Annotated in this window: 26 protein-coding genes and 3 pseudogenes; 19 read left to right on the top strand and 10 right to left on the bottom strand. The window is 70.3% G+C overall.

The annotated features are described in order from the left end of the window. The first annotated feature begins 207 nt into the window (after positions 1 to 207). The 7 genes from ACFVYR_RS30735 (at position 208) to ACFVYR_RS30705 (ending at position 6,937) form a co-directional block, all read left to right on the top strand. Entirely contained in the window at positions 208 to 1,020 is an 813-nt protein-coding gene (locus ACFVYR_RS30735) for a SagB/ThcOx family dehydrogenase (RefSeq protein ID WP_384256151.1), read from the top strand. Positions 1,021 to 1,053: 33 nt separating this feature from the next. Further along, a complete protein-coding gene (locus ACFVYR_RS30730; protein ID WP_384256154.1) occupies positions 1,054 to 2,088 on the top strand; it encodes a TOMM precursor leader peptide-binding protein in 1,035 nt (344 codons plus the stop codon). Further along, a complete protein-coding gene (locus ACFVYR_RS30725; protein ID WP_384256156.1) occupies positions 2,088 to 3,416 on the top strand; it encodes a YcaO-like family protein in 1,329 nt (442 codons plus the stop codon). The genes ACFVYR_RS30730 and ACFVYR_RS30725 overlap by 1 nt, the downstream gene beginning before the upstream one ends. Continuing rightward, on the top strand, positions 3,391 to 4,203 hold the full coding sequence (locus tag ACFVYR_RS30720) for a CPBP family intramembrane glutamic endopeptidase (RefSeq protein WP_384256160.1): 813 nt from the start codon (positions 3,391 to 3,393) through the stop codon (positions 4,201 to 4,203). The genes ACFVYR_RS30725 and ACFVYR_RS30720 overlap by 26 nt, the downstream gene beginning before the upstream one ends. After that, on the top strand, positions 4,200 to 5,045 hold the full coding sequence (locus ACFVYR_RS30715; protein WP_384256162.1) for a type II CAAX prenyl endopeptidase Rce1 family protein: 846 nt from the start codon (positions 4,200 to 4,202) through the stop codon (positions 5,043 to 5,045). The genes ACFVYR_RS30720 and ACFVYR_RS30715 overlap by 4 nt, the downstream gene beginning before the upstream one ends. Beyond that, positions 5,042 to 6,112: an LLM class flavin-dependent oxidoreductase gene (locus ACFVYR_RS30710; RefSeq protein ID WP_384256165.1), complete on the top strand. Its 1,071-nt coding sequence runs from the start codon at positions 5,042 to 5,044 to the stop codon at positions 6,110 to 6,112. Before ACFVYR_RS30715 ends, ACFVYR_RS30710 begins: the two co-directional genes overlap by 4 nt. Before the next feature lie 117 nt (positions 6,113 to 6,229). Next, positions 6,230 to 6,937 carry a TetR/AcrR family transcriptional regulator gene (locus ACFVYR_RS30705; protein ID WP_384256167.1) on the top strand — a complete coding sequence of 236 codons (708 nt, stop codon included), beginning with the start codon at positions 6,230 to 6,232 and terminating at the stop codon, positions 6,935 to 6,937. Between the two features lie 58 nt (positions 6,938 to 6,995). Here ACFVYR_RS30705 and ACFVYR_RS30700 read toward each other — a convergent pair whose 3' ends face one another. The 4 genes from ACFVYR_RS30700 to ACFVYR_RS30685 all read right to left on the bottom strand — a co-directional run bounded on the left by ACFVYR_RS30700 (position 6,996) and on the right by ACFVYR_RS30685 (position 8,822). Further along, entirely contained in the window at positions 6,996 to 7,163 is a 168-nt protein-coding gene (locus ACFVYR_RS30700) for a hypothetical protein (protein WP_384256171.1), read from the bottom strand. Positions 7,164 to 7,203: 40 nt separating this feature from the next. Then, positions 7,204 to 8,265 carry a methyltransferase gene (locus ACFVYR_RS30695; protein WP_384256173.1) on the bottom strand — a complete coding sequence of 354 codons (1,062 nt, stop codon included), beginning with the start codon at positions 8,263 to 8,265 and terminating at the stop codon, positions 7,204 to 7,206. 172 nt (positions 8,266 to 8,437) lie between these two features. Next, a complete protein-coding gene (locus ACFVYR_RS30690; RefSeq protein WP_384256176.1) occupies positions 8,438 to 8,593 on the bottom strand; it encodes a hypothetical protein in 156 nt (51 codons plus the stop codon). 19 nt (positions 8,594 to 8,612) lie between these two features. After that, on the bottom strand, positions 8,613 to 8,822 hold the full coding sequence (locus tag ACFVYR_RS30685; RefSeq protein WP_384256178.1) for a winged helix-turn-helix transcriptional regulator: 210 nt from the start codon (positions 8,820 to 8,822) through the stop codon (positions 8,613 to 8,615). 77 nt (positions 8,823 to 8,899) lie between these two features. Here ACFVYR_RS30685 and ACFVYR_RS30680 point away from each other — a divergent pair. The 3 genes and pseudogenes from ACFVYR_RS30680 to ACFVYR_RS30670 form a co-directional block, all read left to right on the top strand. Then, positions 8,900 to 9,535 (top strand): annotated as a pseudogene (locus ACFVYR_RS30680) (enoyl-CoA hydratase/isomerase family protein); the annotation flags it as partial. 105 nt (positions 9,536 to 9,640) lie between these two features. After that, positions 9,641 to 9,907 (top strand): hypothetical protein, encoded by a 267-nt coding sequence (locus ACFVYR_RS30675; protein WP_384256181.1) that lies wholly within the window; start codon positions 9,641 to 9,643, stop codon positions 9,905 to 9,907. A gap of 100 nt (positions 9,908 to 10,007) precedes the next feature. Continuing rightward, complete coding sequence (locus tag ACFVYR_RS30670) at positions 10,008 to 10,442, top strand: hypothetical protein (RefSeq protein WP_384256183.1); 435 nt, start codon at positions 10,008 to 10,010, stop codon at positions 10,440 to 10,442. Positions 10,443 to 10,481: 39 nt separating this feature from the next. On the opposite strand, the gene ACFVYR_RS30665 is transcribed toward ACFVYR_RS30670, so the two are convergent. Then, complete coding sequence (locus tag ACFVYR_RS30665) at positions 10,482 to 11,582, bottom strand: hypothetical protein (protein ID WP_384256186.1); 1,101 nt, start codon at positions 11,580 to 11,582, stop codon at positions 10,482 to 10,484. A gap of 90 nt (positions 11,583 to 11,672) precedes the next feature. Next, positions 11,673 to 12,236: a CGNR zinc finger domain-containing protein gene (locus ACFVYR_RS30660; RefSeq protein WP_384256188.1), complete on the bottom strand. Its 564-nt coding sequence runs from the start codon at positions 12,234 to 12,236 to the stop codon at positions 11,673 to 11,675. A 110-nt stretch (positions 12,237 to 12,346) separates the two neighbouring features. Here ACFVYR_RS30660 and ACFVYR_RS30655 point away from each other — a divergent pair, with 110 nt between their 5' ends. The 3 genes and pseudogenes from ACFVYR_RS30655 to ACFVYR_RS30645 all read left to right on the top strand — a co-directional run bounded on the left by ACFVYR_RS30655 (position 12,347) and on the right by ACFVYR_RS30645 (position 14,799). After that, positions 12,347 to 13,519, top strand: coding sequence for an epoxide hydrolase family protein (locus ACFVYR_RS30655; RefSeq protein WP_384256191.1), 1,173 nt, complete (start codon positions 12,347 to 12,349; stop codon positions 13,517 to 13,519). A 132-nt stretch (positions 13,520 to 13,651) separates the two neighbouring features. Next, positions 13,652 to 14,080, top strand: a complete 429-nt coding sequence (locus ACFVYR_RS30650; RefSeq protein WP_384256193.1) for a hypothetical protein — start codon at positions 13,652 to 13,654, stop codon at positions 14,078 to 14,080. A gap of 177 nt (positions 14,081 to 14,257) precedes the next feature. Continuing rightward, positions 14,258 to 14,799 (top strand): annotated as a pseudogene (locus ACFVYR_RS30645) (GNAT family N-acetyltransferase). 124 nt (positions 14,800 to 14,923) lie between these two features. On the opposite strand, the gene ACFVYR_RS30640 reads toward ACFVYR_RS30645, so the two are convergent. After that, positions 14,924 to 15,862, bottom strand: a complete 939-nt coding sequence (locus tag ACFVYR_RS30640; RefSeq protein ID WP_384256195.1) for a GlxA family transcriptional regulator — start codon at positions 15,860 to 15,862, stop codon at positions 14,924 to 14,926. A gap of 205 nt (positions 15,863 to 16,067) precedes the next feature. Here ACFVYR_RS30640 and ACFVYR_RS30635 point away from each other — a divergent pair, with 205 nt between their 5' ends. The 5 genes and pseudogenes from ACFVYR_RS30635 to ACFVYR_RS30615 all read left to right on the top strand — a co-directional run. Next, positions 16,068 to 16,757, top strand: coding sequence for a DJ-1/PfpI family protein (locus tag ACFVYR_RS30635; protein ID WP_384256198.1), 690 nt, complete (start codon positions 16,068 to 16,070; stop codon positions 16,755 to 16,757). Between the two features lie 64 nt (positions 16,758 to 16,821). Further along, positions 16,822 to 17,151 carry a hypothetical protein gene (locus tag ACFVYR_RS30630; RefSeq protein ID WP_384256200.1) on the top strand — a complete coding sequence of 110 codons (330 nt, stop codon included), beginning with the start codon at positions 16,822 to 16,824 and terminating at the stop codon, positions 17,149 to 17,151. After that, the gene (locus tag ACFVYR_RS30625) at positions 17,148 to 17,624 is read left to right on the top strand and encodes a hypothetical protein (protein WP_384256203.1); all 477 of its coding nucleotides are present in this window, start codon (positions 17,148 to 17,150) and stop codon (positions 17,622 to 17,624) included. The genes ACFVYR_RS30630 and ACFVYR_RS30625 overlap by 4 nt, the downstream gene beginning before the upstream one ends. A gap of 2 nt (positions 17,625 to 17,626) precedes the next feature. Beyond that, positions 17,627 to 17,923 (top strand): DUF3817 domain-containing protein, encoded by a 297-nt coding sequence (locus ACFVYR_RS30620; RefSeq protein ID WP_384256205.1) that lies wholly within the window; start codon positions 17,627 to 17,629, stop codon positions 17,921 to 17,923. After that, positions 17,920 to 18,327: pseudogene (locus ACFVYR_RS30615) on the top strand (DUF6010 family protein); the annotation flags it as partial. The gene ACFVYR_RS30620 and the pseudogene ACFVYR_RS30615, both read left to right, overlap by 4 nt. Positions 18,328 to 18,348: 21 nt before the next feature. Here ACFVYR_RS30615 and ACFVYR_RS30610 read toward each other — a convergent pair. Next, positions 18,349 to 19,206, bottom strand: a complete 858-nt coding sequence (locus tag ACFVYR_RS30610) for an alpha/beta fold hydrolase (RefSeq protein ID WP_384256207.1) — start codon at positions 19,204 to 19,206, stop codon at positions 18,349 to 18,351. Between the two features lie 100 nt (positions 19,207 to 19,306). On the opposite strand from ACFVYR_RS30610, the gene ACFVYR_RS30605 reads away from it, so the two are divergent. Then, positions 19,307 to 19,717: a winged helix-turn-helix transcriptional regulator gene (locus ACFVYR_RS30605; RefSeq protein ID WP_384256210.1), complete on the top strand. Its 411-nt coding sequence runs from the start codon at positions 19,307 to 19,309 to the stop codon at positions 19,715 to 19,717. A gap of 37 nt (positions 19,718 to 19,754) precedes the next feature. Here the strand turns inward: ACFVYR_RS30605 and dctA are convergent, their stop codons facing one another. Together dctA and ACFVYR_RS30595 are read right to left on the bottom strand one after the other, a co-directional pair. Next, the gene (dctA, locus tag ACFVYR_RS30600) at positions 19,755 to 21,134 is read right to left on the bottom strand and encodes a C4-dicarboxylate transporter DctA (protein WP_384256212.1); all 1,380 of its coding nucleotides are present in this window, start codon (positions 21,132 to 21,134) and stop codon (positions 19,755 to 19,757) included. 87 nt (positions 21,135 to 21,221) lie between these two features. Beyond that, a complete protein-coding gene (locus ACFVYR_RS30595) occupies positions 21,222 to 22,280 on the bottom strand; it encodes a tartrate dehydrogenase (RefSeq protein WP_384256214.1) in 1,059 nt (352 codons plus the stop codon). Positions 22,281 to 22,334 lie beyond the last annotated feature (54 nt).

Here is a 22,334-nt window from a genome sequence, read left to right as displayed (position 1 = left end):
GGGCCGAGGCCCACCGCACGCCGGTTCCGCTCCCCGCTTCGGCGACGACGGTAAATCCGCACGTGACGCGGGTGAATACAAGGAGCGAATGACATGAGCGATGCGGATACCCCTGCGGATTCGCGTCTTGTTCAGGCTTCAGTGGCTGCCAGTGCCTATCGGACGATGAGTCCGCATGTCCGGGGTGTCGGCCTGCAAACCAATTCCATGCGCTTCGAGAACCTTTCGTCGGGCGCCGTCGAACGGCTCGCGGAAGAGTTCTTGATTGCCACCAGAATGCGACGCTGGGACAGGTCGTCCCTGCTCTCCATCGGTTATTACTTCTCCGATGTCATGGCCGTGGTCCAGTCCCGCCAGGACCGCCTGCCGCACCGGAGCACCCCGCGCACCCCGCTGCCCGAGGGCAGGGACACCACGGCCCCACTCGACCACGCCGTCTTCGGCCGGCGCAGCGGCCGCGACTTCTCCGGCGCCCCGGTGCCCTTCGACGACCTCGCCACGGTGCTCCGCTTCGCCGGAAGCGTCACGGCCGAGGCCGACATCGAGCTCGCCGACGGCTCACCCCTGACCATGGGATTTCGTACCGTCCCCAGCGCGGGCGGCCTCTACCCCGTAGAACTCTGGCTCGCCGCCCTGAACATCGAGGGCCTCGACCGGGGGCTGCACCACTACCTGCCCGTCGAGGACGCCCTCGCCACCCGGGCGGGGCCGGACGTCATCGACCCGCTGCTCGCCTCCTTCGACCCGCAGGACGGCTCGATCGACTTCGAGCGGGCGGCAGCCGTCCTCCTGCTCGTCGGCAACCCGTGGCGCTCCATGCGCAAGTACGGCCCCCGCGGCATGCGTTCGATGTTCCACGAAGCGGGCGGCATCGCCCAGAACTCCCACCTGGCCGCCACCGGACTCGGCCTGCGCAGCGTGGACTTCTCCGGCTTCTACGACGACGAGGCGCACGCGGCGCTGCACCTCGACGGAGTGCACCGGGCGCTGCTGCACACCGTGCTGCTCGGCGCGGGCTGACCACCCGCACACCCGCAGAGAGAGGCCCCTCGCATGTCAGACAACCGGCAGCCACGCGTGCGCCGTTCGTTCTCGGTCGTCGGTCACAGCCCCGACGTCGTCGAGCTGCGCACCGGCGTGTGGAACGCCAAGTCGTACACCCTCACCGACGACTCACGCTCCGGCAAACTCTTCAACCTCGTCAGCGGACTCGACGGAACGCTCTCGCGGCGCGACCTCGCCAAGCGCGAAGGCGTCTCCCGCGTCGAGGTCGAGGCGCTCGTCGACCACCTCTACGGCCTGGACGCCATCGAGGAGGGCCCGAGCAGCGCCCTCGACTCCTACCTCGACTCCATGGCCACCCTCGGTGGCCGCGGCCAACCTCGCGCGGCCGAGGGCGTGGTACTCCTCGGCGACGCCGAACTGGCCGAACGGACGGCCGCGTTGCTGCCGCCCGACGTCACGGGCGACGTGCTCATACCCGCCCCCGACCACCCGGTGCGCGCCCGCCTCGACACCCTCGCGCCCGCCGTCCTCCACGACGGCCTCGCCTTCAGCGAAGCCGTCGAGATCCTCGACCCGTGGCGCGGCCAGTACCTGCTGCTCGCCGAGAAGACGGTCGACCCGGTGCGCGCCCAACTCCTCAACCGGCTCACCCGCGCCGCCGGGATCAGCTGGACCTACGCCGCCGTCGACGGACCCTTCCTCTTCGTCGGGCCCACCATGGTGGCCGGACGCTCCGCGTGCTTCGAGTGCTTCGAGACGCGCGTGACGATGAACCTCCGCGAGAGCGCGGGCTACCAGCGCTACAAGGAGGCCCTCGTCCGCTCCGCGGTGCACGCCGGCGCCCCGCCCGTCTACGGCCCCGTGCAGGCACTGCTCTGCTCGCACCTCGCCCTCGAGGCGACCAACTACCTGAGCTGCGGCTCGACGTTCACCATCGAGAAGGTCCTCGGCTGCTACCTGCCGAGCATGGAGATCTCCTACCAGGAGGTGCTGCCCCTGCCCGGCTGCCCCGGCTGCGGCCCGGTCCCCGAACGGGACGACGAGACGCTCCACTTCGACCCGCGCACCTGGCTGGAGGACTGATGCGGCTCACAGTCCACCAGGACGAGGACACCCGCGTCCACCGGCTGCGCCGCCGCATGCACGGGCCGCTGTGCGGGCTCACCACGTCCATGGGGTTCCTCACCCGCTACCCGGGCGGACCGCGGCTCCTGGTGGGCACCGCGGACATGACGGGCGTGCACGTGCGCCAGGACCAGCCGCCGCCCAAGGCGGGCAGCTACCACATCGGCGGCTACGGCATCTTCCCGTTCGAGAGCCACATCCGCTCCCTGGCCGAGACCCTGGAGCGCTACTCCGGCTACGCGGCGGCCCTCGACGGCAGGTTCACGACGCGGCACGCCTCGTACTCCCAACTGCGCGCCGAGGGCGAACCGGTGCTGCCGCCTGCTGCCTTCAGCCTCTTCACCGAGGAGCAGTACGCCCGCGACGGCTTCCCCTTCTCACCCTTCGACCCGGACGCGGAATCGGGCTGGGTGAAGGCCGGCTCGCTCACCGACGGCGAGCCCTGCTGGCTGCCCGCCCACCGCTTCCTCCTCGGATACGTACGCGAACGCGACGAGCCCTGGACGCTGCCCGCCGTCACCACGGGCACCGCGACGCACACCACCCCCCAGGCCGCCCTGCGCGCGGCACTGGAGGAAGTCGTCCAGGTCGACGCGGCGATGGGGCACTGGTACGGGCGCACGGAGTCCGTCCTGATCCGCCCCGACGCGCGGACCCGGCACGTCGACGCGATCGTCGACACGTACTTCCCCACGTCGGCCCCGCGCCCCGAGTTCCATGCCCTGCCCAGCCCCGACCTGCCGGGCTTCACCATCGCCTGTCTGCTGCGCCAGCCCCCCGGCCTGGTCCCGGAGGCCGCCATCGGACTCGGCAGCGGCGCCTCGCTCGCCCGCGCCATGTACCGGGCGCTCCTCGAAGCGGCGGGCGTCCAGTGGCTCGCCGCCTGGGTGGCCGTCGAGCAGGCCGTCGACGGCACGCCCGCCGACGCCGACATCTACGACCTCGAAGGCAACGTCGGCCTGTATGCCACGTCCAACGGCGCCCGGACCGTCGAACGCCGCTTCGCCGCGCACACCGAGCGGGCCGCGTCCGAACTGCCCCCGGACGACGACCGCCCCGTCAAGGAAGCGGTGCGCGCCCTCGTCGACGCCTTCCGGCTCTCGGGCAAGCAGCTCTACTTCGGCGACCTCACCACCTGCGATCTGCGGGCCCTCGGGTTCCACGCGATGCGCGTGTGGTCCCCGGACACCGTGAGCCTCCCCCTGCCCAGCGCCGTCCCCGCCGCCCATCCGCGCTTCGCCGACTACGGGGGCTTCACCGATGACGTCCCTCATCCATATCCCTGAGCTGCGCGACACGGCACTGACCGCGCTCGTCCTGTGCGCGCTCAGCGCCCTGGCGCTCGCCTCCCACCTGCATGTCCGCCACTTCGACCACCGCGGGGTGCACACGCTCCAGGTGTACGCCGCCGTGCTCGCCGCCGTGACCGGGTTCGGCCTGCTCGTGCTCGGCCCCGGCGCCCTCGGGCGCGGACCCGCGTGGGGGCTGCTCGCGGGCCCGGTCCTCGGTGCGGCGGCGGCGCCGCTGGTGGCGGCGGCCGACACGGCGGTCACCCGCCGACTGGGACGCCGCGCCGCCGCACGCCCGGCGCCCACCGCGCCGTCCGCGACCGCGCCCCGCACGCGCGGCACCCGCGCGGTCGGCCCCGCGGCCCGGCTCGCCAAGGCCACCTCGTCCACCACGTCCACGGCCACCGAGCAGCGCTGGACCGCGACCCGCCGGGACAGCGACGTCGCGCTGCCCCTGGCCTGGCTGGTGGCCGTCGGCGTCCTGGAGGAGTGCGTGTTCCGCGGCACGCTCACGGGGGTGGCTCTGGCACAAGGCGCTCTGCCCGTACGGGTATTGATCCTCACCCTCGCCACAGCGGCGTTCGCCCTCTCGCACATCTTCTTCGGCTGGGCCCAGGTCGCGGCGAAGCTCCCGCTGTCGGTGACGGCGCTTGCCCTGACCCTGCTGACCGGCAACGTCCTCGGCGCGGCCGTCACTCACGCGCTCTTCAACGCCCGCATCTGGCGCTACCAGAACACGGTGCGCGCACCCCGTGGTGCCCGGACCGGGACGGCCCGGCCATGAGCGCGGCCGAACAGCTGCCGTGGCCCGTCACGGGCATCGGCGTCCTCGTCGTGGCGGTGTCGGCGTACGGTGGGCTCGCGCCGTGGCTCGCGGGCCGTCTCCGCGGCGGGGCGCGGGCCCGGTCGGTGGCGGGGGCCGCGGCCGGGGCCCTGGTCATCGGGGCCGCACTCGCCCTCGGCGTGCTGCCGGGCGATATCGGCATCGGGGCACTCGACGGTGCGGCCCCGGCGCTCGTCCCGCTCGGACTCGTCCTGGGCTGCGGCGAGTTCGCGGCCTCGGCCTTCCTCGCGGGACTCGCCGCGGACGTCGGCGCCGCCCTGCGGGACACGTCCACGGGCCGGGCCGCCCGACGCCTCACCGGGGCCCTGCGGCGCCCCCGCTCACGCGGGACGGCCCCCACCAGGACCGCCACCGCCCGCGAGGGCCGCGCCCCGCGCCCCGCTTCCGCCGCGGGCCGCACCCACTGGCTCTCCCTCGCCCGCGGGCACGCCGCCGACGAGGCGCGGGCCCGCGTCACAGGGCCCGGCGCCCGCTGGGGCATCGCCGCTTTCGCCCTGGCCGTCGCGGGGGAGGAGGCCGTCTTCCGTCCCGTACTCCTCGACGCGCTACGGGCATCGGGCGCGGTGGCCGCCCTCACCGTCGCGGTCCTCACGCACGCCGTCCTCCGCGTGCACGCGGCCCCCGCCGGACGGCGCACCGCCCCGGACAGCTGGGTTCCCACCCTCCTCCTGCCGACCGCCCACGCCGTCCTGTACTGGCGCACCGGGACGCTCGTGCCGCTGCTCGCCGCCGACGCCGCCTTCTTCGCGCTGCTCATCCCGACCGAGAGGAAACGATCGTGAAACACGGCATCTCACTGCTCCCCGACTGCAGGCCGGCGACGCGCGGCGCCCAGGAGTACTACCAGGACGTGCTGCGGATCTCCCGGCTTGCGGACGAGGCCGGTCTCGACTACGTCAAGATGACCGAGCACTACCTCAAGGACTACGGCGGCTACTGTCCGAGCCCGCTGACCTTCCTCGCCGCCGTCGCCGCCCAGACCGAGCGGATCGGCCTGATGACCGGCTGCGTCCTGCCCGCCTTCCACCACCCGATCCAGCTCGCCGCGCACACCGCGATGGTCGACGCGATCAGCGGCGGCCGCCTCGAAGTCGGGTTCGCGCGTGCCTGGATGCCGTACGAGTTCGCGGCGTTCGGGGTGTCCATGGACGAGAGCCGCGACCGGTTCAACGACACCATCGCGGCCGTCCTGCGGCTGTGGACCGAGGAGAAGGTCAGCGAGGAGAGCCCGTTCTTCTCCTTCCGTGACGCGACCTCGCTGCCGCGCCCGGTGCAGCGCCCGCATCCGCCCGTGTGGGGCGCGGCGGTCCGCTCCCGGCAGAGCTTCGCCTGGCTCGCCGAGCAGGGCTTCGGACTCCTGGTGACGCCCCCGCCCAGGCAGCAGGACCTCGCGGGCGTACGGGACCTGGTAGAGGTCTACCTCGACACCTTCGAGGACGTGCACGGCTCGGCCCCGGACGCGCCGCGGCCCCGCGTCGCCGTCTCCATCCCGCTGTACGTCGCCGAGACGGACGACGAGGCGTACGCCACGGCCGACCCGCTCCTGCGCGAGTACCTGACGGTGTGGGCCGAGGCCGCCGAGGCCTGGATGCACACCTCGTCCAAGGACTACCCCACGTACTCCCAGATGGCGCTGACCCTGCGCAACCTCGACATCGCGGACTTCCGCAGCCTCGGCACCGCCGTCGTCGGCTCGCCGGAGACCGTCCTCGCGCGCGCCCGCGAGCTACGGGAGTTCCTGTCCGTCGACACGTTCCTGTGGCAGGTGGACTTCGGCGGCCAGGACGGCGTGACGATGGAACGCAGCTTCCGGCTCTTCAGGGACGAGGTGCTGCCGAACCTCCGGTGAGGACCGGGTGAAGGTGCGGGGCGGGGTGGCCGGAAGCACTTCCGGCCACCCCGTTCCTCTAACATGGTTAGAGAACATCAGCGGACCGGGAAACCGAGGACCAGGAGGGGTTGGCGCATGCCAGGCCATCGAGCCGCCAACACGGCCCGGCGCCAGCCGAGACCGTCCATCACGCTGGAAGCCGTCACCGCCGCGGCGCAGCGCACACTCCAGCGGGACGGCCTCGACGCCCTGTCGATGCGCCGCCTCGCCGACGAACTGTCCATCCAGGCACCCTCGCTGTACTGGTATGTCCGCAACAAGGACGAGCTGCTCGACCTGCTCGCTGACTCCCTGCTTGCCGACCTGCGCCTAGATGTCCATGTGCGTGACGATGGCGACTGGCAGAGCGGACTGCGCGAGATGATGCAGGAGTACCGCAAGTACCTCCTGTCCAAGCGGGACTCGGGCCGGGTCCTCGCGGGCCGCCTGCAGTTGGGGCCGCACTTCCTGCGGCACGCGGAGGTCATCCTCGGCGTGGTGCGCGGCGCGGGCTTCGACGACCAGGACACCGCGGACTCGCTCTACTCCCTGACGCAGTACGTCCAGGGCTTCGTGCTGCACGAGACGTCGCCGCTCTCCGCGGACGTAGCGCGCGGCGCCGACCCCAAGGAGTTCCTGGAGGCGGCCAGGGAGCGCCTCGCCGGTCTGTCCGCGCAGGAGTACCCGAACGTCGTGGCGGTCGGCGCCCGGCTCGCGCGCCCCGACATCGAGGCGCGCTTCAACTACGGCCTCGACCGGTTGCTCGACGGACTGCGGGACCGGCTCGCGGGACGCGACTCCTAAAAGGCGCCCTGATCCCGGTCCCGGCCGGACCCAGCCGCTCTGGCCGCGGCGGTCCTGGCTAGCCTCGGCGGTCCTGTTCCGCCTGACGGGCGTCCCGCTCGGCCTGCTCGCGTTCCTGGCGCTCGCGGTTGCGGGCCTGCTCTTCGTCCTGCTTCTTCTGCAGGACGCGCTGCCGGGCGCGGTTGCGGGCCCGCTCCACGGGGTCGCCCTTCCACGGTGCACGCATGGGAGTTACCTCCTCGATAGGGGGATGAACGCGGTACGGGTCATCGGGCCGGGTCGGCGGGCCGGGCGATCAGCACCGACTGGGGCGGGGTCGCGGGCATGACGCGTTCCAGCGTGAAGCCCGCGCCGCGCAGCAGTTCGCGCCACTCGTCCTCGCCGCGCTCGCGTCCGTCGTTGTCGGCGAGCATTTCGATGTCGATGAGCTTGGCCCAGTGGAAGCCGTTGCCGGGCGGCACGACGGCCTCGATGACGAAGAGGCGGGCGCCGTCGCCGCCTGCCTCACGGACCTTGCGGAGCACGGTGAGGGCGGTGGCGTCGTCGAAGCAGTGCAGCATGTTCTTGATCAGGTACGCGTCGCCGCCCGCCGGCACGTTCTCCGTCGCGTCGCCCGGCACCAGGCGCACCCGGTCGGCGACGCCGAGCCGGTCGAGCCGTTCGCGGGCGAGGTCGATGACGTGCGGCCGCTCGACCAGGACGCCGGTGACGGCGGGAGTCCTGGCAAGCAGCGTGCCGAGCAACTCGCCGTCCCCGCCGCCGAGATCGACGAGCGTGCCGTACGCGCCGAAGTCGAGGGCGGGCGCGAGTTCGGCGGCGAGTTCCGAGGTGAGCTCGCCCATCGCGGCCTCGTAGACGGACCGGAACGCGACGTTCTTGTCGAGGTGCTCGAAGAGGGGCATGCCGTGAGCGGCCTCGAAAGCGGGCCGCCCGGTGCGCACGGTGTCCATGAGCCGGCCGAAGGAGTCCCACATCGGGCCCTCGGTGAGCATGAGCACCCAGTTGCGGATGGGAGTCGAGGCGTCCTGACGCAGACAGTCGGCCATCGGCGTCAGCCCGAACCGGCCGTCGGCGTGCTCTTCGAAGACACCCACCGAGGCCGTGGCGCGCAGGCATCGGTGCAGGGCTGGGGTGTGCGCGCCGACGGCCGAGGCGATCTCCGCGACGGGCAGCGGGCCGTCGGCGAGGACGTCCGCGACACCCAGCGAGGTGAGTACGGAAAGGGGCTGGGACACCCATTTCGCCGCGGCGAGGGAGAGCACCCTGGCGTGTGGCGGATCGTAGGGGCCTCCTGGAAGGCCGATCGGAGCGGATGCCTCGGCAGTCACGTAACCCCCCTGGAAACGGCGCCCTGATCGCGTCCCGCAGACCGGCGGAGCGCGTCTCTAACAGTGTTAGGTGCTATCCAGGCTAGCACCGCGACCACGTCGCGGCGAGGTTTTCGAGGGGCTGAGCGGGATGTGGTGGACGGTGTTCCACGCGGCCCGCGCCGTCGGCGAGTCAGGTCACCGCTGCGGCGATCAGCAGGGATCGGACGCCGTACATCGCGGCGAAGTGGCCTGGATCCGCGCTGCCACCGGTACCCGGGAATGCCGAGGGGTCGAGCAGCGCCAGCGCGCCGAACGCCGCCGAGGCGGCCGCCACCAACACGTTCACGTGGCGACGTGACGGGATGTCAGCCGTGCGTACGCCGCTCGTCGTAGTGGGTGCGGGCGGCTTCGACCGTGTCGAGATGGTCGACGACCCACCCCAGCATGGCTTGCAGCGGCGGTTCGAGGCTCCGGCCGAGGTGGGTGATGCGGTACTCGATCGCCACCGGTTCCGTGGACAGGATCACTCGCTCCACCACGCCGTTGCGCTCCAGCCGCCGCAGGCACGCGGTCAACGACTTCGGCGTGACGGCGGGCAGATGCTGGCGGAGCTCCCGCGACCCTCACGGTCTCGGTCACCGACGGCGTAGCCCACGTTGCGATCGACAACCCGCCGCTGAACCTGTTCGACTCCGCCCTTCTGCTCGATCTCGACCGGTTCGCGGAGTCGATGTCCGGCAACGACGACGTCCGGGTGATCGTTTCCGACAGCGCGGACCCGGACTTCTTCGTAGCCCACGGCGACATGACGATGGCCGACGACCCGGCGTCGTTCCGGGAACTCCCCGTCGCGCCCGATGAAGACCTGTCGCTGAACCCGATGATGCGGCTGCGCGAGCGCATTCGGTCGCTGCCGCAGGTCACCATCGGCAAGCTGCGTGGTCTGGCACGTGGGGGCGGTGCGGAACTGCTGTCCGCGATGGACATGCGCTTCGCGTCGCTCGAACACGCCGGTCTGGGACAGATCGAGTGCGGAATGGGAATCATCCCTGGCGCGGGCGGCACCGCATACCTGCCCCGTCTCGTGGGCCGCGCCCGCGCCCTGGAGATCATTCTCGGCCGGCAGTTGATCGATGCCGCGACCGCGGAACGGATCGGATGGGTCAACCGAGCCGTGCCGAGCGCCGAGCTGGACCACGTCGTCGACACCCTGGCCGCCCTGGCCGCAGGCGCTCAGACCCGCGAGGGAGAACGCCGCCTCGAATCCCTCGTCGAGCAGCTCATCTGAGGCAAGCCGACCGGAACCTTTGCGGAGCGAACTCCGTCCTCATCTCTAAACGATCAACACACTGCGACCGGCGAAGGCAAGGAGGAGAAAACAGGTGAGGAGCAGGTGAGGGATGGCGAGGCGGACCGCGGAGAGCGGCAGGGCGACGAGGACCCGCGCACCGGCGATGAGCCCTGGTGGGCCGGTCTCGGCTGGCCGGGAGGCGTGTTCTTCGTCGTGGTCGGCGTGGCGCTGCTGCTGTGGTTGCTGCTGAGCGGGCAGACGGACGACGACGACTGGTCCGCCTATTACGGAGCCGGCAAGGTGCTGGCCATCGGATGCGTGGTCGCGGGCACGACGCTTGTGGCCCGAGGCCGCGGACGTAACGGCTAGCGCCCTTCTGGCGGATCTCCCTGGGAGAAGGAGCGGCGTTCGGTGAGCGGGCGTTCGCCCCTCCGCACTGGTGCCGCAGCCCCGAGTAACGTCAGGACGCATGGTGTCCCTCTTCGCGTTGTTCGGCCCGCTCGCGATCACACTCCTCCTCTTCGCCGTCGGCACGATCCCGTACGCGTTGTGGGTGACCCGGAGGAAGCCCTCGCGGCCTGCCCGCTGGGCCGTGATCGGCGGCGCAGCGGCGATCGCCGCCTATGGGGCCGGAACCGTCTACGGGCTCGCCTTCACGAAACCGCTCGACATATGCGGGGACGAGACCGGCGACGGCGTGTACAGGGACGTCGGGCGGGACTATGGCCTGACATCGGTGAGCGTGGACAGCTTTCCCCCGTCCGTCACCTGCCATTGGACCAGCGGCCACGCCACCGAAGCGGTGTGGTTCTGGAGTACGCCCCTGTTGTACGCGGGACTGGCTTGCTCCGCCGTCTGCTTGGTCGTCCTCATTCAGCGAACACGAAGAGCACGAAGAGGCTGAGCGCCCGGCGGCCGGGTGACCGTCAACGGGGAACTCCCGCTAGGAGCGCGTGGCCCTCGCGCACCCGTTCTTGGAGAAGCCGCCCTGTCCGACCGGCGCGGCGCGGTCGTACGGGTCGACCTCCGTGCCGGCCCCGTCCGCCGGGCGGTCCGTGCCGAAGGGCGGGGTGAAGTAACCCGTGGGGGCACCGCAACCGCCGTTGGTCATGTCGTACTTGTACGAGGCGATCGAGAACGTGCCCGGCTCAGTGATCACCTTGTCGGGGTCGTCCCAGTTCAGGACCAGCTCGCGCCGGACGATCGTGCGTACGATCTCGTCGCCGCCGCCCGCGTCCGCGCGGGCGACCGGGTAGACGAACGTGACGTCGGCGGTCACCTGGAGCGCGCCGCGCTCGCCCTCCCGGTAGGTGAGCCGGCCCCGGGTCTTGACGATGTCGCCGACGATGCGGGTGCGGGAGGGCCGGAAACGGCTGAAGAGGAGGAGGGGGTCGTTCTTCTCGCTCGGGTTCCGGAAGGAGGTTCGCAGGAATTCCTGGACGTCCTTCTGGTGCGGGCTGATCAGTGCGATCGCCTTCTCGGGGCGTTCCCCCCGCAGCACCTCGCGGTCCAGTCCGGACGCGACGAGGAAATCCCTGGTACGGGCGAGGGCCTGATCCACCTCGGCCGCGCTCATCCAGCCGACCGCCCTTGCCTTCGGCACGGAGATGCCCTCCGCTCCGTTCGCCCAGCTCTCCGCCGGTGAGCCGCGGAAAGGCCCGTGCTCGGTGGGCTGTTGGGCCGCCCGCGCCCGGGGCGCCTGCGTGGGGCGGGCGGCCTCGGCCGCCATCGGCGACGAGTCGGCGTCGTCGCCGACGAACAGGTCCGCCATGCGCCCCGGCGCGAGCGCCACCGCCAGGAGCATCAGTGAAGCCAACGACCCGGCCACGTACCAGCCCGTGCGTCGCTTCGGCCGTGCGGGCGTGTGACTGCGCCAGCCCTCCGGGTCGCGGCCGTGCCCCGCGGCCAACCGGTTCGCCACGTCGCGAGCGCGCGCCGACGGCTCCTTGGGCGCATCGGCGGCACCCGCCACCGACTCGCGCAGAAACCGCTCCCACTCCTCGTCGGACCTGGACGACCCGTCTGACGCCGTTCCCGAACCCATCCCCAACCCCAACCCCTGGCAATCGCTAGTCAGTCGCCCTCTCGCCTGGGACGTGTCCGCATAATGACACAAATCCATTGATCTTTGGATCTACGCGTTCTTGCGCTGGTTGGCATGGAAGCGCGCCTTCTTCTGGCGATTCCCGCACGTGTTCATGTCGCACCATTTGCGGGTGCGACTCCGACTGGTGTCGAAGAAGGCGGCTTGGCAGGTCGGCGATGCGCACAAGGCCAGTCTTCCGTCTCGTTCGCCCGCGATGATGCTGACCGCGTCGGCGGCGATCACGCCGAGGGCATCTTCGACGCAGGAAGCCGAGCCGAGCCGCCATCGCCGCCTGCCCTCGGGCGTCAGGACCGCCGCGGCCCGGCCCTGAACGCTGAAGTCATTGATGACTTGGACGGCAGACGCGGGGAGAGCGTCCTGGACCGCGGCCGCCGTCGCGGCGGCGTGAATCGACTCCCTCAGTTCCCGGGCGCGGTCGAGCTGGACAGCGGTGCAGGAGTCCACGGCGAGGCCGTTCACCGCCAGCCAGTCGACGAGCCGCTGCGGCGTGGGAATGCGCTCGACAGCGTCGCCATGACGCTCCGTCAGGGTGCCGGTGAAGCTGGTGGCCAGCACCGTACCGAGGCGGAAGTCCGGGAAGTCAGTGCGCATGGAACCACCTTAGCCGGTTGCGCGCGGTCATGAAAGCGCGGTAGAACCGTCATAGCCGGTTCGCGATGAGTCGCGGCCGGTCCCACGATGGCCAGGAGGCAGGAGGTCTCATGACCCGTACAACCAGCGACGTGCAAGCATTCGAAGCCCACGCGACCGATGCCGAGCTCGACGATCTGCGGGCGCGTCTCGCCGCGGCGCGGCTGCCCGAGGTCGAGACGGTCCATCGCGCCGAGCCCGGCTCCCGCCGATGGGCACAGGGGGTTCCGCTCGCCGACCTCGTCGACGTGGTGAACTACTGGCGCACCGGGTACGACTGGCGGTCGTTCGAGGAGCGCCTCAACCGGATCGGCCAGTTCCGCACGACCATCGACGATCTGGGAATCCACTTCCTGCACCGCCGATCCGCGCGCGCGGACGCCACTCCTCTGATCCTGACGCACGGCTGGCCGGACAGCATCGCCCGGTTCGTCGACGTGGTGGAGGAGCTGGCCGACCCGAAGGACGCGGCCGCCCCGGCGTTCCACGTCGTGGTCCCGTCGTTGCCGGGCTTCGGCTACAGCGACAAGCCGGCCACCACCGGGTGGGGAACCGAGAAGATCGCGGCGGCATGGGTGGAGCTGATGGGGAGGCTCGGCTACAGCAAGTTCGCAGCACATGGTGGCGACTGGGGAGGCGTTGTCACGACGATCCTCGGCGGCAGGTTCCCGGCGCACGTCCTCGGCATCCACACCACGTTCGCTGAGGCGTCGCCCGGCCTGCCGACGGACACGCTGACGGCGGTCGAACGCCAATGGGCCGAGGAAGCCCGCGATTTCCGGCGCCACCGTGCGGCGTACGCGAAGCAGCAGGCGACCCGGCCGCAGACCATCGGCTACTCGCTCGTCGACTCACCGGTCGGGCTGCTCGCCTGGATCCTCGACAAGTTCGCCGAGTGGTCGGACACCGAAGACAGTCCGTTCGAGACCATTTCCCGGGACCGAATTCTCGACGACGTCACCCTGTACTGGCTGACGCGGACCGGCGCGTCGTCGGCCCGCATCTACTACGAGAGCCACAACTCCCTCGACCCCGAACTGCGGGTCGACGTCCCCTCGGCGCTCACGATGTATCCCCGCGACGTGGAGAAGTGCCCGCGCCCCTGGGCACAGCGGCGGTACCGGCAGATCGTCCGATGGAGGGAGCCCGGAACCGGGGGCCACTTCCCGTCGCTGGAGGTGCCCGAGTTCTTCGTCAAGGATCTGCAAGAGGGCCTCGCGGCAGTGCTGTCCGCCCATCGGTGAAGGAACGAGCCATTCCCTGACCGGAAACTGGTCTGCTGGGAACCACGTCGGGGTGCACGGTGACTGAAACCGTCAGTGAGTCATCGCATGACACCCGGGGGAGACGGTATGAATCGGCGACACTCCACAGGCGTGGCCCTGGCCGTGATGCTCTTGTCCGCGTGCAGCCCTGAGGGAAGCTCCGGAAGCGCTGCTGACGGCAAGGACGGAGCTCGCAGTGTCGTCGATTCCTACGTCGCAGCCTTGAACGGCCGGGACACGGGCCGGTTGATCGAAGTGGGTGGCGTCCCTGACGATCACCGCGCCCGGCGTGAAGCCCATCGAATCCTCACGGCCAAGGGCGGTCGCGGATTCTCGGTCGCGGCAGTCCGGATCGACTTGGACATGGGGCCGGACGTCGGATCGGCCAAGGTGGCGATGAGGGATCGGTCCGGCAAGAAGATGAACGACTCATTCAGCGTGGTGCGGGAGGGCGGCAGGTGGCACCTCGTCGTCTTCACCGACCGGCCTACGCCCGCTGACAAGCCGAGCTCGTCGACGGAGCGGCCCGGCGGCTCATGAGGCGTCTGTACGCCCCGGCACAGTCACCGACCGAGCCGCCGGTGCACGCGCCCCGAGTCCAGCGCCTACGAGGTCCGGCCCGGCAGCATGTCCCTCCCTCCGGGCCTGCACCACTCATCGGCCAGGGTGAAGATCACGCACGCACCGCATGTCAGAGGCTGCTGCCATGATTCCGGGATGGCTCCCGACTCCCTCGTCCTTCACCAGCTCACCTCGGCGGACGACGCAACTCCCGAACTCCGCCGCGATCTCACCGAGTGCTGGGTCGAGGTCACCAACGCGGGTGGTGCCGCGGGCTTTCCCTTCCCGCCCGTCGGCACCGCCACGGTGATGCCGGCCCTCGACCGTATAGTCGACCGACTCGCTCCCGACACCAGCCGAATCCTCACGGCGACCGCCGATGGGCGACTCGCGGGCTGGCTCAACATCCGCCGCGACCGGTTCGAACTGGTCGCACACTGGGGACCCTCCATCACGTCCAAACCCGTACTTCGTTCCGGGGGCTGGGTGTCGGACGTGCCCTGATGGAGGAGGTGTCCAGGCTCGCCAGGGACGAGATGGGCCTGGAACAACTCCACCTCGCCGCGCGTGGCGGTGTGGGCCTGGAGGAGTTCTACGGGCGGCTCGGCTGGAAGGAGATCGGCCGATGGCCCGGCGCGCTCCGGCTCGGTGCAGGCGACGACCGCGATGAGATCCTGATGTTCCTTTCCCTGCTCTGAGAGCCTGTCTTTGAACCCCCGCCGCTGCGCAGGCGGGGGTTCAAAGACAGGCTCTGAGCGACCTCGCCTTCGGAATTCACCTCCGGGAGTGCACAGGTGAACTCGTCGAGTTCGAGTCAGTGGTTCAGCTGAACGTGCGTCGGTAGGTCCGCGGGCTGACGCCGGTGGTGCGTTTGAAGCGGTCGCGGAAGGCGGTCGGTGAGCCGAAGCCGACCTGGCTGCCGATGCGTTCGACGGAGTGCTCCGTGGTTTCGAGGAGGTGCTGTGCCTGGCGGATGCGGGCACGGTGGAGCCATTGGAGCGGGGTGGTGCCGGTCTGGTCGCTGAAGCGCCGGATCAGGGTTCGGGTGCTGGTCCCTGCCTGCTCGGCGATGTCCGCGAGGGTGAGGTCGCGGGCCAGGTTCTCCCGCAGCCAGTTGAGCAGCGTATCCAGTTCGGAGCCGTGCGGCGTGGGAGCGTGGTCGTAGACGATGAACTGCGCCTGCCCGCCCTCCCGTTCCAGGGGCATCACCGACAGGCGGGCGGCGTCGGCGGCGACGGCCGAGCCGTAGTCGCGGCGGATCATGTGCAGGCACAGGTCCAGGCCCGCCGCCGCGCCGGCCGAGGTGAGGAACTGGCCGTTGTCGACGTAGAGGACGTCCGGGTCGACGTCGATGTCCGGGTAGGTGGCGGCCAGTAGCCCGGCCGCATACCAGTGGGTCGTGACGCGCAGCCCGTCGAGCAGCCCGGTGGCGGCAAGGGGGAAGGTGCCCGCGCAGATGGAGGCGATGCGCGTGCCGTCGGCGGCGGCCGACCGCAGCGCGTCCCGTACGGCGGTGGGGAGCGGGGCAGTGGCATCGGCCACGCCCGGCACGATGATCGTGTCCGCGTCCTTGAGGCCCTCCAGACCCCAGGGAGCGCGCAGGGTGAAGGCTCCGGCGTCGATCTCGTCGCGCTCGGCGCACACCCGGACCTGATAGCCGGGCCGCCCGTCGGGCAAGCGGGTCCGGGAGAAGACCTCGATCGGGGTGGACAGGTCGAACGGGATCACCTGATCCAGTGCGAGAACGGCGACGGTATGCATGGCCAGAACCTACCTCTCCGCTGGCTCGGCGACTCCGGGCAAGGTGCTCGGGCGACTCCCCATCACCTACATCACCGCAGCTCGTGCCGCTCCGGCACCCCTTGGCACTATCCCGTTGAAACCTGTCACTAGTGCCACTGGGCGATGACGGTGACAGCCGGTTGACTTCGGAGCATCCGATGGAGATCAACCCGAAGGAACCTCCATGCACATCCAAGTCGTCCTGTTCGATGGCTTCGACCCGCTCGACGTCATCGCCCCCTACGAGGTGCTGTACGCCGGCGGCTCGGCGTCGGACGGCGCGGTGACCGTCGAGCTGGTCTCCGCGGAGGGCCCTCGTGAGGTGATCAGCGGCACCGGCGGACTGACACTGCGCGCCACCGGCGCTCTCGACCCGGAGCGCGCGGACATGCTGGTGGTCCCCGGCGCCTCCGGCCGCGTAGGCGAACCCGGTGAGGCGCCAGAAGAAGAGACGGGCCCCCGCGAGTGGAAGCAGGACGAGTCCATCCCGGTGCTCCTGGGCCGCACGCTGACCACCGAGCTCCCCGCACTCCTCAAGCAGGCCATGGACGACCCGGGCACCACGGTCACCACAGTCTGCGGCGGCTCACTCATCCTCGCCATGGCAGGCCTGCTGGAGGGACGTCACGCCACCACCCACCACCTGGGCCTCGACATGCTGGACGCCACCGGCGCCCACGCGGTCCGCGCCCGCATCGTGGACGACGGAGACCTGATCACCGCCGCCGGCGTCACCTCCGGGCTCGATCTGGCCCTGTACCTGCTGGAACGCGAGGTGGGCCCCCGCGTCGCACATGCCGTCGAGGAACTCTTCGCCCACGAGCGGCGCGGCACCGTGTGGCGCCCCCAGGGCCCGACGCCCACCACCCTCTGAACAACCGGCCCTCCGCGGCCCAGCCGCTCACCACCCTCCTTGCACAGTCAGGAAGAACATCAGCATGTCGGTCGAAGGCACCTGGAACCTGTCCATCCCCACCCCCATCGGCAAGATCAAGGCCGTGGTCGAACTCCGTGAGCAGGACGGCATCCTGACCGGCACCGCCCACGGAGCCGGCGAGGACGTACCACTCAGCGACATCACCCTCGACGGCGACCGGCTCACCTGGAAGCAGGCCATCACCAAGCCCATGCGGCTGAACCTGGCCTTCGACGTGGCAGTCGACGGCGACACCCTCCAGGGCACCTCCAAGGCGGGCCGCCTTCCGTCCACGAAGGTCACCGGCGAGCGCCGCGCCGCCCCGGAGCACGCCCCGGAGCGCCGGGCGTGACCAAGCTCCTTCTGTCCCTGCACGTCCTGGCCGCCATCATCGCCGTCGGCCCGGTCACCGTAGCCGCGAGCATGTTCCCCGCGACGCTGCGCCGTGCCCTCGGCGACGACGGTGACAGCGACGCCCGAACGACCCTGCGCACCCTGCACCGCATCTGCCGTGTCTACGCGGGCGTCGGCATCGCCGTCCCGCTCTTCGGCTTCGCCACAGCCAGCAGCCTCGGCGTCCTCGGCGACACCTGGCTGATCACCTCGATCCTGCTGACCGCGACGGCCGCCGGAGTCCTGGCCCTCCTGATCCTGCCCGCCCAGGACCGCGTCCTGGCCGGGACGACGAGTCCTGCCGCGCCGCCGTCGGCACCAACCCCTCCCACACCGGGGCGCCTGGCGATGCTCACCGGCACCTTCAACCTGCTCTGGGCCACGGTCACCGTACTGATGATCATCCGCCCCGGCTCCACCACAGGGGCGTGACCATGCACCTGCGACCTCCGCGCCACTTGCGCATCGCCGCTCATGCCGAGCTGATCTCACTGCTCGTCATGCTGGCCAACCTGTTCACCGTCCACCTCAAACCCGTCTCATCCCTGATGGGTCCCACCCACGGCTGCGCCTACCTGTTCGTCGTGATCGCGACCTGGCGGCTGGAAGAAGCGACGACCGCCGCCAAGACCCTCTCCGTCGTCCCGGGAGCCGGCGGACTGCTCGCACTGCGGCGACTCGGCCAGGCCTGTCAGGACCCGGCCCGACAGAAGGAGTTCAGCCAGTCATGATCTACGTATCGCCGATCATCGTGGGCATCGTCTACTGCCTGGTGATGTCTCTGATCAGGGAGCCGCACCGGCGCCGCTTCAACGCGGTCATGGTGGCGGGGGCGGGCGCCGCCTATCTGAGCGGGGGCGGCTTCGGCCCGTGGGAGTTGCCGGTCGTCGCGCTCACCGCGTACATCGCCTACCGGGGACTGGAATCCTGGACCTTCATCGGCATCGGCTGGCTGCTGCACACCGCGTGGGACGTGGCCCACTGGCTCAAGGGCAACCCGATCCTGCCCTTCGGACACAACACGTCCATGGCCTGCGCCATTTGCGACCCGGTCATCGCCCTGTGGTGCTTCCGCGGCGGACCTCCGCTGATCACACTCATCCGCCAATGGGCCAGGACCGGCCGGACAACGGATCGTCCTTCGGCCGACTTCCCGTCACTTCGGCAGATCGGGGGAGAGGAAAGGAGCAAGGAGTGCGCACAACGCGTCGGGGCGGTCGAGGGGGATGATGTGGCCACAGTCCTGGAGACGGTGACCGACCAGGTTGTCGGCGATGGGGCGGAGTTGGCGTTCGAGCCCCGTGCCGACGGGGTGTGAGCCGACCGCCATGGTGGGCATGGTCAGCCGAGCCGTCGCGACGGCGTCCTGAACCTGCTGTGCGCTGGTGGGCAGGGCCCTGTAGTAGGAGAACGCGCAGCGCAGGGCCTCACTCCCGGTATACGCGTCGACGAAGGCCGCACGGATGTCCTCAGGTACTCCTCGCCCGAGCGTCCCCGAGTCGAGGAACCAGTCGATGTACGGGGCCTCGTTGCCGGCCAGGACGGTCTCGGCGAGACCGGGGACGGCGTGGAAGCCGAACCACCATGGGGCGCCGCCCGCGATGACGTGCTCTGCTCCGGGCAGGCGGCCGAGCAGCGCCTCCATCACGACCAGGCGTCGGACGAGGTCCGGTCGCCGCAGCGCGAGCAGGACGGCGGGGGCGGTACCCGCGTCGATGCCGACCACCGCGGCCGAGGGCTCGCCGAGTGCGTCGAGCAGCCCTTCGGCGTCGTCGGCGAGAGAGCCGGCGTCGTACCCCTCGATCGCACGTTCACTGGCTCCGAAGCCTCGAAGGTCCGGGGCGATGACCCGGTACTGCCCCGCGAGTCGGCCCATGACGCCGCTCCAGAGTCGCCAGGTGTGCGGAAAGCCGTGCAGCAGGAGAACCGCAGGTCCCTCCCCGGCGATCGCGACATTGAGCTGGACGCCGTTCGTCGTGATGCGGCGCAAATGGTGCACGGTGGTGACGGGCATGCCGACCCCTTCAAGTGGTTACCATTGGTGACCACTGAACGATAGGTAACCGGCCGATCGCTTTCTAGACGGCACTTTCAGGGAAGGTGGTGAGCCGCAGGTGACCACCCCAGGAGCGCGGGCCGCCGACCGCGGCGTACGCGGCGATCTGTTCGATCCCCACTGCCCGACACGGCAGTTGCTGGACCGCATCGGAACGAAGTGGACGTCCATGGCCGTCAAGGCGCTCGCCGATGCCGCACCGGGCGAGGTGCGCTTCGCGGAGCTGAGACGCCGGATGCCCGGCGTCTCACAGAAGATGCTGTCCGTGACACTGCGCAGTCTGACCCGCGACGGGCTGGTGTCGCGCCGGGTCGAGCCGACCGTTCCGCCGCGAGTCTTCTACCGGCTCACCGGACTCGGGCTGTCGCTGGAAGCCGCGCTTGCGGGGCTGCGGATCTGGGCGGAGGAGCACATGGCTGAGATCGACCGCGCCAACGAAGCCGCCGACGAGGAGGAAGGTAGGAGGTAAGCAGGACGGTTGAGAGCTCCATTGCCGTCACGGCGACTCACGCCTTGCTGGGCAGGTCGGCCGGGAGCACGGGCGTCTGGGCGGGCGCGGGCTCGGGTTCAAGTTCGGTGCGTTGTGGTTTGCCGGTGTGGAGGACCTTGTTGACCTGCGCCGTGTCGAGGGCGTTCTCCCAGCGGGCGACGACGAGGGTGGCCACGCTGTTGCCGGCGAGGTTGGTCAGGGCCCGGCATTCGGACATGAACTTGTCGATGCCGAAGATGAGCATGATGCCGGCGGCCGGGACCGTGCCGACGGTGGAGAGGGTGGCGGCCAGGGCGATGAAGCCGGCGCCGGTGATGCCGCCGGATCCCTTGGAGGTGAGGATCATGACGGCGAGCAGGCCGAGTTGCTGGCCGATGCTCAGGGGGGTGTCGGTGGCCTGGGCGATGTAGACGGCGGCGAGCGAGAGATAGATGGAGCTGCCGTCGAGGTTGAAGGAGTAGCCGGTGGGGACGGTGAGTCCGACGATGTCCCGCCGGATGCCGAGGCCTTCGAGTTTCATCATCAGGCGCGGCAGGGCGCTCTCGGACGAGGAGGTGCCCAGAACGAGGAGGAACTCCTCGCTGAGGTAGCGCAGCAGCCGGAAGATGTTGATGCGGAGGAGGGCCGTGACGGCGCCGAGGACGACGATGACGAAGAACGCGGAGGTGCCGTAGAAGAGGCCGATGAGCCGGCCGAGGCTGGTGAGGGTGGAGATGCCGTACTCGCCGATGGTGTACGACATGGCTCCGAAGGCGCCCATCGGGGCGGCCAGCATGACGTAGTGCAGGATCTTGAAGACGACCGTGCCGAGGCGCTGGATGCCGTCCACGAGGGGTTCGCCGACGGGGCCGACGGCTTTGAGGGCGATGCCGAACAGCACGGAGAAGAAGATGACTTGGAGGATGTTGCCCTCGGCGAAGGCCCCGACCGCGCTGGTCGGTACGAGGTCGGTCAGGAAGTGCCACCAGGACTGGTTCTCGCCGTCCTTGACGTACTGGCCCGCGTCGCCCGTCAGGTGGAGGTCGCCGGGGTGGGCGTGCACACCGGCACCCGGCTGGAAGACGTTGACGGCGACGAGGCCGACGAACAGGGCGACCAGGGTGCCGGCCTGGAAGTAGAGCAGGGATTTCAGCCCGACGCGGCCGACGCGGCCGAGGCTGTCGACGCTCCCGATTCCAGCGACGATGGTGAGGAAGACGATCGGCGTGATCAGCATCTTGATCGCGGCGACGAAGGTGGTGCCGACGGGCTCCATGGCGGTCCCCACGGAGGGCCACAGCCAGCCGGTGAGGACGCCGGTGACGATGGCGGTCAGGACCCAGAAGTACAGCTGCCGGTACCAGCGCTTCTTGGTCGTGTCGGCGGCGGGCGGTGCGGACGTTGCGGGTGCTGCCATGGCGTTTCTCCTCGTTGAGGAAAGCGGTCCGGGCGTGGTGGGCGGTCCGTACGCGGCGGCCCCCCCGTGGAGCTGAAGGCCCGCGGGTTACAACAGTTCGAGGAGCTTGTCGGTGAACTCCGCGGTGGTGGCGGTGCCTCCGAGGTCGCGCGTACGCAGATCGGTCTTGGCCAGCACCGCGGCGATGGCGTCGGTGATGTCGCGGGCGGCTCGCGGGTGGCCGAGGTGGTCGAGCATCATGGCTGCCGACCAGATCGCCCCCAGCGGGTTGGCGATCCCCTGGCCCGCGATGTCCGGGGCGGAGCCGTGGACGGGTTCGAACATGGAGGGGAATTCCCGCTCCGGGTTGAGGTTGGCGGCCGGAGCGATGCCGATGGATCCCGCGACCGCGGCGGCGAGGTCGCTGAGGATGTCGCCGAACAGGTTGGATCCGACGACGACGTCGAAACGGGCCGGTTCCAGGACGAACTTGGCGGCGAGGGCGTCGATGTGCTCCTGGTCCCAGGCGACATCCGGGTGGTGTGCGGCTCGTTCGGCGACGAGCTGGTCCCAGAACGGCATGGTGTGGACGATGCCGTTGGACTTGGTGGCCGAGGTCAGGCGTCCGTCGCGGCGGGCGGCGAGGTCGAAGGCGTAGTCCAGGACGCGGGTGACGCCGGTGCGGGTGAACACGGATTCCTGGACGGCCATCTCGTCCTCGAAGCCCCGGTTGAGGCGGCCGCCGACCTCGCTGTACTCGCCCTCGACGTTCTCGCGGACCACGACGAATTCGACCTTGCCCGCCGCCGCGCCGCGCACCGGGCTGTCGATGCCTTCGAAGACGCGGATGGGCCGCAGATTGACGTACTGGCGGAAGCTGCGGCGGATCGGGATCAGCAGCCCCCACAGGGAGACGTGGTCGGGCACGCCGGGGCAGCCCACCGCGCCGAGCAGGATGGCGTCCTTGTCGCGGAGTTGGTTGATGCCGTCCGCGGGCATCATCGCGCCCTCGCGCAGGTAGCGCTCGCACGACCAGTCGTCGTAGTCCGTGTAGCTGAGGGTGAAGCCATGCCGGCGGCCCAGAACGTCGAGCACCTGCCGCGCGGGTGGCAGGACTTCGGCGCCGATGCCGTCGCCGGGGATGAGGGCGATGCGGTGGTTCGTCATGCCGTTGATTGCAGCAACGTGCCTGGTCCGGCGTCCAAGACGCAGTTCGTATCT

The sequence above is a fragment of the Streptomyces sp. NPDC058284 genome (assembly GCF_042881135.1).
Classification (GTDB): Bacteria; Actinomycetota; Actinomycetes; order Streptomycetales; family Streptomycetaceae; genus Streptomyces.
Note: the sequence above shows the minus strand (reverse complement) of the source record. Positions and strands in the feature narration are given on the sequence as shown.